Source organism: Cecembia calidifontis (genome assembly GCF_004216715.1).
GTDB classification, from domain to species: Bacteria; Bacteroidota; Bacteroidia; order Cytophagales; family Cyclobacteriaceae; genus Cecembia_A; species Cecembia_A calidifontis.
In genome coordinates, this window is the sequence record NZ_SGXG01000001.1 from 2920590 (window position 1) to 2934656 (window position 14067).

The 14067-nt window shown below is 39.7% G+C and carries 11 protein-coding genes; 4 read left to right on the forward strand and 7 right to left on the reverse strand.

The window, feature by feature from the left end; all coding sequences use genetic code 11:
* Positions 1–59: 59 nt before the first annotated feature.
* Entirely contained in the window at positions 60–1358 is a 1299-nt protein-coding gene (gene purD / locus BC751_RS12610; protein WP_130275849.1) for a phosphoribosylamine--glycine ligase, read from the reverse strand.
* A gap of 15 nt (positions 1359–1373) precedes the next feature.
* Positions 1374–3554, reverse strand: coding sequence for a DNA helicase RecQ (gene recQ, locus BC751_RS12615; RefSeq protein WP_130275850.1), 2181 nt, complete (start codon positions 3552–3554; stop codon positions 1374–1376).
* Positions 3555–3992: 438 nt separating this feature from the next.
* Between recQ and BC751_RS12620 the strand changes: the two genes are divergently transcribed.
* The 3 genes from BC751_RS12620 to BC751_RS12630 are packed head-to-tail and all read left to right on the forward strand — an operon-like array spanning position 3993 to position 5602.
* Positions 3993–5066: a mannose-1-phosphate guanylyltransferase gene (locus tag BC751_RS12620; protein ID WP_130275851.1), complete on the forward strand. Its 1074-nt coding sequence runs from the start codon at positions 3993–3995 to the stop codon at positions 5064–5066.
* Entirely contained in the window at positions 5063–5407 is a 345-nt protein-coding gene (locus tag BC751_RS12625) for a nucleotide pyrophosphohydrolase (RefSeq protein ID WP_207226882.1), read from the forward strand. The genes BC751_RS12620 and BC751_RS12625 overlap by 4 nt, the downstream gene beginning before the upstream one ends.
* Before the next feature lie 30 nt (positions 5408–5437).
* Entirely contained in the window at positions 5438–5602 is a 165-nt protein-coding gene (locus BC751_RS12630; RefSeq protein WP_130275852.1) for a DUF2256 domain-containing protein, read from the forward strand.
* 19 nt (positions 5603–5621) lie between these two features.
* Here the strand turns inward: BC751_RS12630 and BC751_RS12635 are convergent, their stop codons facing one another.
* The 4 genes from BC751_RS12635 to BC751_RS12650 all read right to left on the reverse strand — a co-directional run bounded on the left by BC751_RS12635 (position 5622) and on the right by BC751_RS12650 (position 12628).
* On the reverse strand, positions 5622–8099 hold the full coding sequence (locus tag BC751_RS12635; RefSeq protein ID WP_130275853.1) for a zinc-dependent metalloprotease: 2478 nt from the start codon (positions 8097–8099) through the stop codon (positions 5622–5624).
* Positions 8100–8165: 66 nt separating this feature from the next.
* On the reverse strand, positions 8166–10271 hold the full coding sequence (locus BC751_RS12640) for a ComEA family DNA-binding protein (RefSeq protein ID WP_130275854.1): 2106 nt from the start codon (positions 10269–10271) through the stop codon (positions 8166–8168).
* The gene (locus BC751_RS12645) at positions 10268–11086 is read right to left on the reverse strand and encodes a PorV/PorQ family protein (protein WP_130275855.1); all 819 of its coding nucleotides are present in this window, start codon (positions 11084–11086) and stop codon (positions 10268–10270) included. The genes BC751_RS12640 and BC751_RS12645 overlap by 4 nt, the downstream gene beginning before the upstream one ends.
* Before the next feature lie 90 nt (positions 11087–11176).
* A complete protein-coding gene (locus BC751_RS12650; protein WP_207226883.1) occupies positions 11177–12628 on the reverse strand; it encodes a POTRA domain-containing protein in 1452 nt (483 codons plus the stop codon).
* 73 nt (positions 12629–12701) lie between these two features.
* On the opposite strand from BC751_RS12650, the gene yidD reads away from it, so the two are divergent.
* Complete coding sequence (gene yidD, locus BC751_RS12655; protein WP_130275856.1) at positions 12702–12923, forward strand: membrane protein insertion efficiency factor YidD; 222 nt, start codon at positions 12702–12704, stop codon at positions 12921–12923.
* Here yidD and BC751_RS12660 read toward each other — a convergent pair.
* Entirely contained in the window at positions 12920–14029 is a 1110-nt protein-coding gene (locus BC751_RS12660) for a prolipoprotein diacylglyceryl transferase (RefSeq protein WP_130275857.1), read from the reverse strand. The genes yidD and BC751_RS12660 overlap by 4 nt on opposite strands.
* Between the last annotated feature and the right edge of the window lie 38 nt (positions 14030–14067).

A 14067-nucleotide genomic window follows, 5' to 3' on the forward strand; every position in this document is an offset into this window, starting at 1 on the left:
CCTGCCATATCACTTAGTATATATCAATAGGGAGGAAATCCTCCTCGTTAAAATTGGGTTTATTTCTTCAAGTTTAATAAATCTTGGCCAATATCCCGTCTGAAATACGCTCCGTTCCAATTAATTTTTAATACCTGGGCATAGGCATTTTCAAGTGCCTCTTCCAGTTTTTGGCCTTTTCCTGTGATAGCCAATACCCTTCCTCCATTAGTTAATACCTCACCGGATGGGCTAAGTTTTGTTCCTGCATGAAATACTTTAGCCTTTGACTCTGGTAAAAGGTTTTCAAGCCCAAAGATAATGTCTCCTTTTCTATAATCTTCTGGATAGCCTCCAGCTACCATCACCACAGTCGAAGTAAAGAAGTCATTAATTTCTAAAGGGTAGGAGTGGAGTTGTTGTGTTCCCATAGCATACAGCAGGTCCACAAAGTCACTTTTTATTCTAGGTAAAACCGCCTGAGTTTCCGGATCACCCATACGAACATTGTACTCAATTACATAAGGATCTCCATTGACATTCATTAAACCTATGAAAAGAAAACCGGTGTATGTGATTTCTTCATTTTCAAGGCCTTTGATAGTAGGTATGACTATTCTCTTCTCTACTTTATTTAAGAATTCCTGATCAGCAAAAGGAACAGGACTGATCGCCCCCATTCCTCCTGTATTTAACCCTGTATCTTGTTCTCCAATTCTTTTGTAATCCTTGGCCTCTGGTAAAATCCGGTAATGATGACCATCAGTTGCCACAAAAACCGATAATTCAATACCTGACAGGAATTGTTCAATGACCACTTTTTCAGAAGCAGCTCCGAATTTTGATTCTAAGAGCATTTCTTTAAGGGCATCCTTGGCCTCTTCATGGGTTTTACAAATCAAAACCCCTTTGCCTGCGGCCAACCCATCAGCTTTCAAAACAATAGGTGTCTCTTGGTAATCTATGTACTCCAAGCCCTTTTCAATATTGACTTTGGTGAAGGTTTGTGATCCGGCAGTTGGGATACCGTGTTTTTCCATGAACTTTTTGGAAAAATCCTTTGACCCTTCTAACTGTGCACCTTGCTTGCTTGGTCCAATGATAGGAATATGCTTTAGGTCTCCTTTTGATTGGAAAAAATCAACAATACCTTTTACCAAAGGTTCTTCAGGGCCCACCACTACCATATCGATATTTTTTTCCTTGACAAATTGGGCAATCCCTTCAAAATCACTGACAGCTAAATTGATATTTTCTGCGATTTCTGCGGTGCCTGCATTTCCTGGAGCCACATAGAGTTTGGTGCATTTGGGGCTATTCACAATCTTCCAAGCAAAGGCATGTTCTCTGCCTCCGCTTCCCAGTAATAATATATCCATTGATTAAATTTCGTTTTAGTTTGCGTGCTCTGAAATAAACTTGATCCTGTACACCCTGATTTCTTCTTCTGCAAAATCCTCATCTTCCAGTTCATGCATGGCTACCCGAATATTGTCTGTTTCAGCATTCATAAAATAATCATGAAGAATTTCTTCCCGTTCTTCATCCATAATATGCTCAATGTAATAATTAATGTTCAGCTTTGTGCCGCTGTATATGATTTGCTCAATTTCCTGCAACAGTTCATCCATACTGAGATTTAAGTTTTCTGCAATCTCATCCAGGTCAATCTTTCTATCCACCTGCTGGATGATGGATATTTTGACTTTTGATCTGGTCCCGGCAGTTTTAACAACAACATCAGAAGCGGTGATGATGTCATTTTCTTCCACGTAATTTTCAATCAGTTTTAGAAAAGAAGCCCCAAATTTGGCAACTTTACCCATACCCACTCCATTGATTTGAGCCAATTCTTCTTTTGTCGTGGGGTAAACTGTCGCCATCTCTTCCAAGGACGGATCCTGGAAAATCACATAGGGCGGTAACCCTTTTGCTTTGGCTACTTTTTTTCGTTCTGCTTTTAGTAGTTCAAAAAGTTTTTCATCGTAAGCTTTTCCCCCGGCGGTAGGTGTTTCTTCAGGAGTTTCATTCTCAAGGAGTTCTTCAAAGTTATGGTCTTTACAGAAGGTGACATCATAAGGGTCTTCCAGGAATTTTTCACCTTTTTCTGTTACCTTGATCACACCATAGTTTTCAATGTCTTTTTCCAGAAAGCCCCCGGTCATGGATTGCCGGATGACTGTTTTCCAAAGACGCTCATCTTCTTCTTTTCCTCTTCCAAAAACATTCAACTGATCATGTTTGTAGCTTTTGATATAATCATTGGATTCACCCCGGATCACTGCCACAATATGGTCCATATTAAAGCGGTTATTGGTTTCTTTGACAGCTTCTATTGCCGCTTTAAGGTGTTCTGTCCCATTGAACTTTTCTTTAGGTTTTTTACAGTTATCACAGTAACCACAATCCTCTTCGAGGATTTCGCCAAAGTAATGCAATAAAAATTTTCTCCTGCAAATCGAACTTTCTGCATATGCCGCCATTTCCTGAAGCAAAATTTTGGCATTTTCCCTTTCTGTTACCGGCTTGTCCTTGTTGAACTTTTCAAGTTTGATGATATCATCGTATCTGTAGAACATCAGGCAGTGGCCTTCCAATCCGTCCCTTCCTGCCCTTCCTGTTTCCTGGTAGTAACCTTCTAAAGACTTTGGAACATCATAATGGATCACATACCTCACATCAGGTTTGTCTATACCCATTCCAAAAGCGATAGTAGCCACAATCACATCAACTTCCTCGTTGAGAAAATCATCTTGGTTTTTCACCCGCACACTTTGGTCAAGTCCTGCATGATAAGGTGCGGCTTTTATGCCATTGACCTTGAGCAATTCAGCGATTTCTTCCACCTTTTTTCTGCTCAGGCAATAGATAATTCCTGATTTTCCTTTATGGGATTTGATATACTTAATTATCTGTTTCTTGGTCTCATTCTTTACCTTCGGCCTGACCTCATAAAATAGGTTTGTTCTGTTAAAAGAGGACTTAAAAAGATCGGCCTCTTCCATCTGAAGGTTCCTTTGGATGTCCTGCTGAACTTTAGGTGTTGCAGTGGCAGTTAATGCGATAATTGGAAGGTCTGCTCCCAACTGCGCAATGATTGTCTTGATTTTTCTGTACTCAGGTCGGAAGTCATGACCCCATTCGGAAATACAATGCGCTTCATCTATGGCCACAAAACTGATTTTTGCTTCTTTTAGAAAAAGGATGTTTTCCTCTTTAGTCAATGACTCAGGTGCTACATACAATAATTTTGTTTTACCTGAAAGCACCTCTTTTTTTACCTTATTTGTCTCAGATTTATTAAGGGTAGAATTCAAAAAGTGTGCATTGACCCCAAATGCATTGAGCTGATCGACCTGATTCTTCATCAAAGCAATCAGGGGAGATATCACAATGGCAGTTCCATCTTCGATTACTGCAGGCAATTGGTAACACAAAGATTTACCTGCACCTGTAGGCATGATTACAAAGGTATTCTTGCCTTTTAAAATATTGTCAACAATGGGCTCTTGGTTGCCACGGAATTGACTGAATCCGAATATTTTTTTGAGTTTTTCTTTTACGATTTGATCCACAGCAAAGTCGGTTTAGTAAGTTGCCGCTAGTTTTGGGTGCATTAAACTAAAATGGTAATTTTTAGCTCTGATACAAATTTAATGATTAACCACGGCAATTTTGAATTTAACAAAAAATATTAAAATATGCGCAAGAAAATAGCTGTATAGGGAGGGCGTCAAGCGAATTTTTCTCCCTTATTTATTTATTCGGGGATTTTCCGTAATCAAAAGGCGGATATTGAAGTTAAATTCACCTAAAAAATTAAAAAATATTGATTTTCAGCAGTTTTTATTTATGAAGGCTGGCCTAATTTGTTTAACTTCAGCACAACAGTAAAAGCTATAGAATATCTGGCTGAAGATTTTTCTTTTCGGTCAAAAAATGATTGCAAAATATTCAAACTTTATTTCCATATTGTTCATTTGAATTCAAGTTAGTCGATTGTTGACCCATTAATGAATCAGAAGCCTTATATAGTGATCATGGCCGGGGGAATAGGTTCCAGATTCTGGCCATATAGCAGGAATAATAAACCCAAACAGTTTTTGGATATCCTCGGAACTGGAAGAACCTTACTTCAAATGACCTATGACCGGTTCATTAAAATAGCCGATAAGGATTTGTTCTATGTGGTTACCAATAAAAGATATTTTGAGTTGGTTAAAGAACAGTTGCCGGATATTCCTGAGCATCAGATTTTGACGGAACCGTTGAGAAGGAATACCGCAACCTGCGTAGCATATGCATGTTATAAAATAGCCCAGAAAGATCCTGATGCAAAAATCATTGTCACTCCATCAGATCACTTGATTGTTCAGGAAGATAAGTTTTGGGAAAAGATCCATTTAGCCTTAGGTGCATCTGAAATTGACTTGAGATTGATCACTATCGGTATCAGACCCAATAGGCCTGAAACTGGCTATGGTTACATTCAGTATATATCTGACCCAGGAAATCCTGTCAAAAAAGTGAAAACCTTTACAGAAAAACCCAATATCAAACTGGCAACAGCTTTTCTTGAAAGTGGGGATTTTGTCTGGAATTCTGGTATTTTTGTTTGGAAGGTCAAAAGTATTATTCATGCTTTTGAGAAATATATGCCCGAGGTCGCAGAGGTATTTGAAGATGGGAAGCAATTTTATGATAGGGCAGAGGAAGAGGCTTATATTCAGAAGGCATATTCTTTGGTGAAAAATGTATCCATAGATTATGGAATCATGGAAAAAGCAGAGGAGGTATTTGTGGTCATGGGTGATTTTGGTTGGTCTGATTTGGGTTCTTGGCTGAGTCTTCATGAAAATAAAGAAAAGGACTCAAAAAATAATGTAGTAGATGCCAATGCCATCTTATATGATACCCATGATTGTTTTATCAAAGTTAGTCCAGAAAAATTAGTAGTTATTGAAGGGCTTGAAAATTACCTTGTCAATGAAAGCGAGAATGTTTTGCTGATCTGTAAGTTGGATAACGAAAAGAAATTCAGGGCATTTGTCAATGACGCCAAGCAAAAAGGAGAGGATTTTGTATGAAAAATATAGATGAAATTACCATTTCAGATGCTCAGGAATTGGTGGATCATTGGATCAAAACAGTAGGGGTAAGATACTTTAATGAATTGACCAATACTGCCATTTTAATGGAGGAGGTAGGGGAGTTGGCACGGATAATGGCCAGAAAATTCGGAGAACAATCCTTCAAAGAATCTGACAGGGATAAAGACCTTGGAGATGAGATGGCAGATGTGCTTTGGGTATTGATCTGCCTTGCCAATCAGACAGGTGTAGACTTGACTGAAGCTTTGAAAAAAAACTTTGAAAAGAAGAATATCAGGGACAAGGACAGGCATAGAAACAATGAAAAGTTGAAATAAACTTTTCAATCCTGATCCTGTTTACCAAACATGAAAAAGGAACATTTACCTACCAAGATATGTCCTGTCTGCAACAGACCCTTTACCTGGAGGAAAAAATGGGAAAAGAACTGGGAAAATGTTAAATATTGCTCCAAAAAATGTGGAGGCTTATCCCGAAAGAAAACAATAGATAACAATAAAACCGGCGGATGATAATCCGCCGGTTTTATTGTTAATATTCAAAGTCACAGGATAAATCTTCTGAACCGATAGGTGCCCCATCTGGAACGGAAATTTCTGAAGGGGTACTGACTTTTTCAGGTAGTTCCAAGAAAGCAGTGATTTTGTCTGCTAAGTACATGTTGTGGTTGTTGTAGGAGTTATTGGATGTATTGGTTCTCCTATTGGTCAGAGTAAGGAATCTGTATCTTTTGTCTAAGCTGTTGACATTACTGGCTACCAGATCTTTCAGCGTTCTTCGGACATCGGCTTTTACCGAAGACGTAGCAATAGGGTCATTGGCCAATTTTATCAGATGATCAATGAGCTTATTTTCTACCATGATTTTGATTTCGCCATGATAGGATTCTTCATATGGACTGCTAAAAACAAAATTCACAGTTCTTTCTAAGATATTTTTAAAAGATGGCAGATTCTTATCAAAAAGGTATTGTTGATGAAGCCTATTGGTTCTGCCGGCTTCAAACAAGAAACCAAAAACCATGTCGACCACATTTTCAGCAGGAGCTAAAGGGTCAAAATTCAGCCCGTTTCTGGAAGGAAATGTCTCTCTGTTTCTATAATAGCCCATAGGTCTTGGGGGAAGTCTGTCCAGCACATGTTCTGGGACAGCAAGCTCATTTGGGTTTATGGCATTTAGTAAGCTAGTGAAAGCACGGTTCTGTTCTGTAGCGTTGATTCTGGATTGTATTCTTTGGTTATCACCTTTGACCTTGTAGGTATAATCCAGTCCCCCGATCAATTTCGCAGTTGCTTCCAATTGATACCTATGCATCAGAAAAAGAGGAACAAAGACTTCTTCCATCAAGGCTTCAGGTTGCCCTTCATTGATACTGTTAAGTCCAAACGATTCCATTTTTTTCTTCCGGATAGCCATCAACCTGATCAGTTCCTGACTGGCTGATGTGCCATTGTCCCAAAGGTGTGCCTGGGGGTGTGAACCACTTGGATGCCTGGAATCCACATCGGAAATAAATGTATGACCTGCCGAGTAGGTGTCTTCCAGAATTTTGTTCAGGTATTTTTTTTCATTCTCTCCCTGAGGAACTGTGGCGTATCCATATTGAATTGCCCATTTGTCCCAATCTCCAATTTTATCATCATAAGCATCAGATAGGTCAATGTTGCCATTATTGTCCATTTTTATCATAGGATAGGGGTAATCCATTACGGAAGCCCTGTTACTGGCAGAGGAGGTGTAGGCGTGTGCCAAACCTAAGGTATGGCCGATTTCGTGGGCAGATAGTTGCTTTAACCTGGCCAATGCCATTTCAAGCATTTTTGGATTTTTGGGTTTCCCTTCTTCAAATGGCTGAAGCAGTCCTTGGGCAATTAAAAAATCCTGTCTGACGCGGAGCGAACCCAAGGTTACATGTCCTTTAATGATTTCGCCTGTCCTTGGATCTCTTACCGAAGAGCCGTATGACCATCCTCTTGTTGATCGGTGTACCCATTGGATGACATTATACCGCACGTCCATGGGGTCGGCACCTTCGGGCATCAGCTCCACCTTGTAGGCATTTTTAAATCCTGCAGCTTCAAATGCCTCTGCCCACCAATTTCCACCCTCCAAAAGTGCAGACCTTACCGGTTCAGGAGTTCCCCGGTCCAAATAATAGATAATAGGTTTTACAGGTTCCGAAACAGCTGCATTGGGATCTTTTTTCTCTAACCTATGTCTGGAAATGAATTTCTTCTCAATGGGTTCACCTATGGGACTGGTAAAATCCATATAGCTTATATGAAAATAACCTGATCTGGGGTCAAATTCACGCGGCTGATAACCATCATCCGGCAGTTCTATAAATGAATGTCTCTGTCTTACCGTGACGGATTCAGGTGATGGGGTTACAGACCGTATATACCCGCCGGTGGGAGTGCCCGTTACAGTTACAATGGCCTCAACTTCTGTGTTTTTTGGAAAGTTTTTGGTCATGGGGTAATAAATCGCACTTCTGGAAACATCCGGTTTATAGCTTCCTTGTCTGGAACTTCCCAGTTTTTCAGCTACCATATGCGCATCTTGAAGGAAAAACCCGGTTGCATCCACCAGAATTTTTCCATTGTCATTTTGACTGATTTCAAAACCCCAAATTACAGATTCAGCAAAGGCATCCTTTACCGCTTTTACTTCTGATGGGTTTTCGCTGTAGGCCCTGAAATCATAATTTTTATGTACCAGAAGCAGCTTGTTTCCTGCTTTTCTGAATTCAACTATTCTAGTTCTTCCAAGTTGTCCTCTATCCAGCCCAATATCATTTGAACCTACGCCGGCAGGCATTGAATTCACGTAAAGAAATTCATAATCCAGTTTGTCTACCTCCAGATAAATCTTTCCTTTATCTTCATCTGTGTAAAAAGTGAAAAAACCCTCCTTTTTATCCATTTTACTTTTATCAATCGCCTGGGCAATGGATCCTTCAGTTAGGAGAAACATTAATAGGAAACTCAATAGTATATTTTTTTTCATAATCTGGTGGTTTTTGATTGTTGAATTTATCAAAAAGCCTTTTTTGAAAACAACCGATTGTGGAATTTATCTGTTGAATTGGTATCGTAACTGGAAATTAGTTTCCGTCAGTGTACTTCCATTTATTTGTTGCAGTCCTGAACCAATGATTTCTCTGTCGGTGTACAAGGTCTGTGCCCATCTCAACCAAAAGGTAAGCCTTCGGTTTAACTTATATTGGGTGAGCAGGTAATAGCGCATGCCCTGACCATGTAATGCGGGGATAGAAAAAAGCCAAAGGACATTTCTTTCGTAGAGGAATTGGCGGTTATCAAAATCATCTGTATCAAAAAGAGCAATTCTGCTTGAAACTCTCCACCTTTCGAAATCAGCATTCAGATCTTGGCTGATGGCAAAACCTTTGGTCCTTTTTCCGTCAAATCTAAAAGTGCTGGCACTTACCCTTGATCTGATGCTCCATCTTCTATCCAGCTTTTGATCAAGGTTAACAATGTAATTGTTTCGGAACCCTTGATCAAGTAAGTAGGAGGATTGAAATCCGGGATATTCACTAACGTTTCTTGTTTTGAGCTCATGTCTTGCCTGGATAAAAAGAAGCGTGTTTCTCTTAGGACGATAAGTAAACCTGCCAAACCATTCTTCTCCATAGGAGGGAGCATATACCCTGAATCTTAACCATGGAAACTGAAACCTGTCATAGTAAAATGATAAGTTGTACCGAATATTAGGCTTAAAATTTAAGCCTAAATAAGTTCCCCTTTCATTGATAGGCCTGGATCCTTCCCCAAAGGCATTCCCATAAAATGTGTGGAAATTTCTGGAATAATCTCTCCAAAGAAGTGAAAAAGAAAGTTTGGGATGAAGGCTGCTCATCAAACCCAAAATACTCCCTGTACCTCCGCTTGCGGATCGGGCAGATTCTCCGAAAAAAAAGTAATTCTGAAAATTGTAAGAAAAGTAAATGCTTTGGATATGGTTTTCTTGCCCACTAAATTCGAATTGGTTGTAAACCCTTTGATTCCTCAAAAATGGCTGACTGAACTGTGTATAAAGGCCATTAAAGCCTACCTGTAAATTTTTGTTTCTACTTTGATAGTGAATATTCCCTCCAATATTTTTTTCCCTAGCCCGGTTTTTATAACTGATCTCTGTAGGCGTTCGGTGAAGTCCACTGCTCTGCAGTGAGGTGATGATAGCTGATGCATTCTCTATAGTATCCACCTGAACTTGCAGGTTTGCATCTCTCGGAACATCGGAGGCAAGCAGCGTGATTTGAACCGGACCTGCCTGATAGGTGCCTGCCGCTCCCCTAAAAAAACCAAATTCCAGTGCAGCGGTATATGGCCTGATCCCAAAACTGCTTCTTCTCACCGTGGTGATGGTCTCTGCGCCTTTTCCTGCCGAAAATCCCGCTCCAAACACCAATCCTTGTCCAAACTGCATCTGAAAATCCCCGACTGTAATGGCTTTCCACTTACCCTTATTGTATAAGGTAAAATGGTAGGATAAAAAATTGAACCCATATCGATTGGTCGAAGGATCCCAAATAAATTGTTCGCCCGGATCTTTGTCAATGGTAAAACCCAGACTGAAATCTTTGCTTTGTTGTATCCTGAACCGCCCATACAGGCTATTGGGATCCCCCAAATAACGGCTGCTTAAATTTCCATTGGACAAAGTATCCGGTGGGGTGAATCCCCTTCTTGTCTCCCAAACCCTTCTATGCCTGAATAGGAAATAGCTGTCCTTTGCCTCACCAATACGTTTCCAAAGTGATACATTGTTTTGGTTTTTTTCTTCGACCACCACAAAAGGAAGTAACCTATAAATTGTTTCCAGGTCAAATTCAGGTATTGCCTGTAGTTCATAAATAGAAATCAATTCCCCAAATTTTCTTCTGTATTCAAAAAACTGATTGATTTGGTCAGGGGTAAGAATAAAGATGGATTTGAGTTCCTCTGGATTGGTTTTGTTGAGATTGATCGGGTTGAGCAGGGTCTGTAATAATCCTTCATAGAGGTCTTCATAATCCATTTCTTCCCTTTGCATACCAAATAAATCCTCAACGAAATTTTCTATATCTATTTCACCTCTTGGAATATTTTGTGCTGAACTAATTTTACACCAGCCTAAAAATATAAGACAGAATAAAAAAAAATCAATATTTTTCATTTCCTAAGACGGATATTGGTGGAAAAATGATGGGTGTTCCCCAAAGTTGGATGCTGGGTCATGGCATAGTCTATTTGCAGGCTTTTTCCATGAAACCCAATTCCAAAAAATAAGGACCTGGTGGTAGAGGCTACCCCTGTGCGCCCCCAGACTTTATTAAAGAAATTGTATTCCAATCCCATCTTAAGCAAAGGATCCAAAAGTATATCTTTCTCTGCCTCTATTTGGAAAGAGACTTTTTCGGAAGGCCTGTAAGAAAGACCCGCTTTAACTACAGTGGGCAGATGGTCTTGTGAAAACCTGCCATACCTTGCCCTGGTGGGGTTGTAAATATGGGCCCCAAAAAATAATTCCGGGCTCAGTTCAGCTACTCCACCTACTTCAAGAACGGCTGCCCTTCCAGTCCCGAATCCTTCAATACTGGTCTGGAAATAATTGATTTTTATCCCTAAACTGGCAATACCCAAATGATTGGAAACCCCGATTCCCAATTGGTTTTGGGAAAAAAAATCAGAGCCAAAGCTGGAAACGCCAACTCCAAAGGCAGCATTATTCTTTTGAAAAACAGCCGCAGCGGACAGTGTCGTCAACTCCTCCAAATCCAAGCGATGGTCATAGCCAAATACAATCTGCGATTGTTCAAGTCGACTAAGTCCCCCGATATTGTTAAAGAAACTCCAAGCATCGTTCCAAGTGACATTGGCGTTGGCCATACCCATACTTCGGGCTCCTCGTGGAAAAGTCTCAGTTCCACTTTGCGCCTCCGCAATATGGAAATATCCCATTAACCCTATACTAAAAATTAGCCATCTCATAAAAAATCAAATGATGATCAGGCTAAAAATACAATTAAAATCAGGTGGCTTAACTGTAATATTCGGATATAAACGGATAATGTTGTGCTGTCAAAATGGTGCCCTGATATTGAAAAATAAGGCGCGCTCATTTTGGTTGTTGATCGAATATTCCAGACGGAAAACCATATCGTAAAGTGTCACCAGGTCAATTCCCAGACCGTATCCAAATAAGTACCTGTTTGTCAATCTCAAATTTTCAGGTAACCTGTTTTTGTCATTTACAAAGCCATGGTCATAATTGGCACTTATGTAAAACTTAAAGGGAAAATAAGAGAATTCATCCATAGGTACGACGTTGGATACATCAAACCCAAAATCGAATAATTTGTACCTTAAACTGTTTTTGTGAACAACCAATTGTTGGCCTTCAATAACGTTCAGTTCATACCCCCTGATAAAATTGGGATTATAACCTATACCTCTTACAAGGGTATAAGGTTGATTTTGTCCAAAAAAATAATTGAACGAAAGCCCTGATACTATATGGAATTTTGAGTTGATTCTTTTGTATTTGTTTGCGTTCATACTGAACTCCACATCGTTCACATCATCACTGGGCAATAAGCCATATCGGGTCAAGGTCATGCTAAGCAGCTGCCCTTCTGTAGCATAGGCAATATTGTCCCTGTTATCATGCCTGAAATTATAACTCATCAAAAAGAAATTGAGGCGATTGTCTCCATGAAGAAAAAAATTAGGATTTTGGGTAAAAACATCCTCGTTGATCCTGGTGTTGGTGTAACCAAGCGTAACAAAATGAAAATTATAATAACTTCCCCTATAGGTGTACCTGAGAAAGGCTGAAGAATTTCTCCTTAAAACCTCCTCATTTTCATTTCTGTAGAAAATTTGCCTGTTATTGTCAGATCTTACTGGAATTGTTTTTTGGGTAAAATAAGTGTATTGCGCCGCAAGGCCATGTTTTTGGTTTTTATCAATGTAGGGCTTACTGTACAAAATTTCAAATGATCTCACAAATCCCCATTGACCGCCCACTCTGAGTTTTTCATTTCTTCCCCCGACGTTATTATGGATCAATCTTCCCCCAAAATTTACCCTGGATAAGTCTCGGTTTTGATTTGTCCACCATTCGGCCAGGTTCCTGTCGGCCAGGTTCAAAATAACATTGGGGATGATATACCACCTTTCCGTAACCGCTACCAATAGCTCAATCTGTTCTGTTCCGGTAAGTAGCGGGGTGATTTCCACACTGTTGAACAATTGGAGGTTGTAGATTTTTTTCTTGTCCGCTTCTATGGTTTGGATCAGTTCCTCCCAATCGTAATAGATGCCTGTTTGCAGGTCAATCTCCCTTAGGATGATGTTCTTTTTTGTTTTTTCATTTCCGATGATATAAATATTGTTGATCAAAACCCTGGCTGGAGCCGCATCCAATAAGTCCTCTTTTTCCTCATTTTGGGCCTTGATTCCAAAAGAAAAGCTCATAAAAAGCAAAAAAATCCCACTAACAAATCCATATCCAAAATGAAACTTCTGCATTTTTTTTGTACAAAGTTTGTAAAAATGAACTTTAAGGCAATTTTTAAAATTATGGAATAAAATCAGCATTAGATTGAAAACCATCCTCCGAAAAATTGCCGTCTTGCCCATTCTCTTTTATCAGTATTTGATTTCTCCTTTATTCCCACCCACTTGCAGGTATACGCCCACCTGCAGTCACTATTCCAAAGAAGCTATCATGAAGCATGGTGTTGTCAAAGGAGGTTGGCTGGCGATCAAAAGAATCACCAGCTGCCATCCTTGGGGCGGACATGGCCATGACCCCGTTCCTTAATTCTGCTTTGGTTTAAAACCTTTGTTCAAAGCCCTAATGACTAGGATAATTCCTCCGATCACCAGGGGAATACTTAGTGATTGCCCCATATTTAAGGAAAGCCCTTCCTCAAATTCTACCTGATTTTCTTTCCAATATTCCCATACAAAACGCATCCCAAAAACAGAGATAAGGAACAGCCCCAGGAATAACCCATCAGGTAATCTGGATTTATATTTTTGCCATACCCAAAATAAAACAAGAAAAATAATGAAGTATGTAACTGCTTCATAAATCTGTGTTGGATATCGCGTTATTCCATAAGTGTAAATAGTGGCAATGTAATGGTCACCCTTGTCACTTAAGCTGTACTTCAAAGGTGTTTCAGGGTTTTCTGCCAGGTATTTCTGTGAGCTTCTGAACCTCGTCAATACATATTTGACATCGGATTCAAGGGCAGTCTTAAGGTCTGCTTCACTGTATCCTCCTTTTTCGATTTTAATATCAAAATTTACCGGAACAATCCCATTACCTACCAGTTCTGATTTTCTGTCCTCTGGTTTGTAAGCTTCAACAGACGATACAGGAATCCTTAGGGTTTCCAGAACCTCCTCAGTTTCTCTAGCAAATACAAAACCACTATCAGAACCGGTTGCTTTTCCGCCTATTTCAGAATTCATCAGGTTGCCTACTCGGATCATAGCTCCTGTCATCGCCACCACAATAACTATCCTATCCACGACCCAAAGATAACTTTGGCCAGGAACCTTTCTGGAATACATGTATAAGGCAAGCAAAATGGCAATGGCTGCCCCGTGGCTGGCTAATCCCCCTTCCCAGACTTTCAAAATATCTATAGGATTGCTTAAATATTTTTCCGGTTCATAAAATAGCACATGTCCCAATCTTGCCCCAATGATTGTTGCCAAAACCATATAAATTGTCAGTTTGTCTACCAACCTTTCATCATGTCCCTCTTTTCTAAAGATGTAAAACATGATCTGCTGGGAAATGATGAAACCCAAAGCAAAAAGAAGGCTGTACCATCTCAGCCTTTCAAAACTTGGGATCACAGCTGGATTGGGACTCCAGACTACATAGCTTAAAATAAAGTCAATCGTATTCATCTTTTATCTTTTGTCCAAAGGATGTGAAATTACCCTTT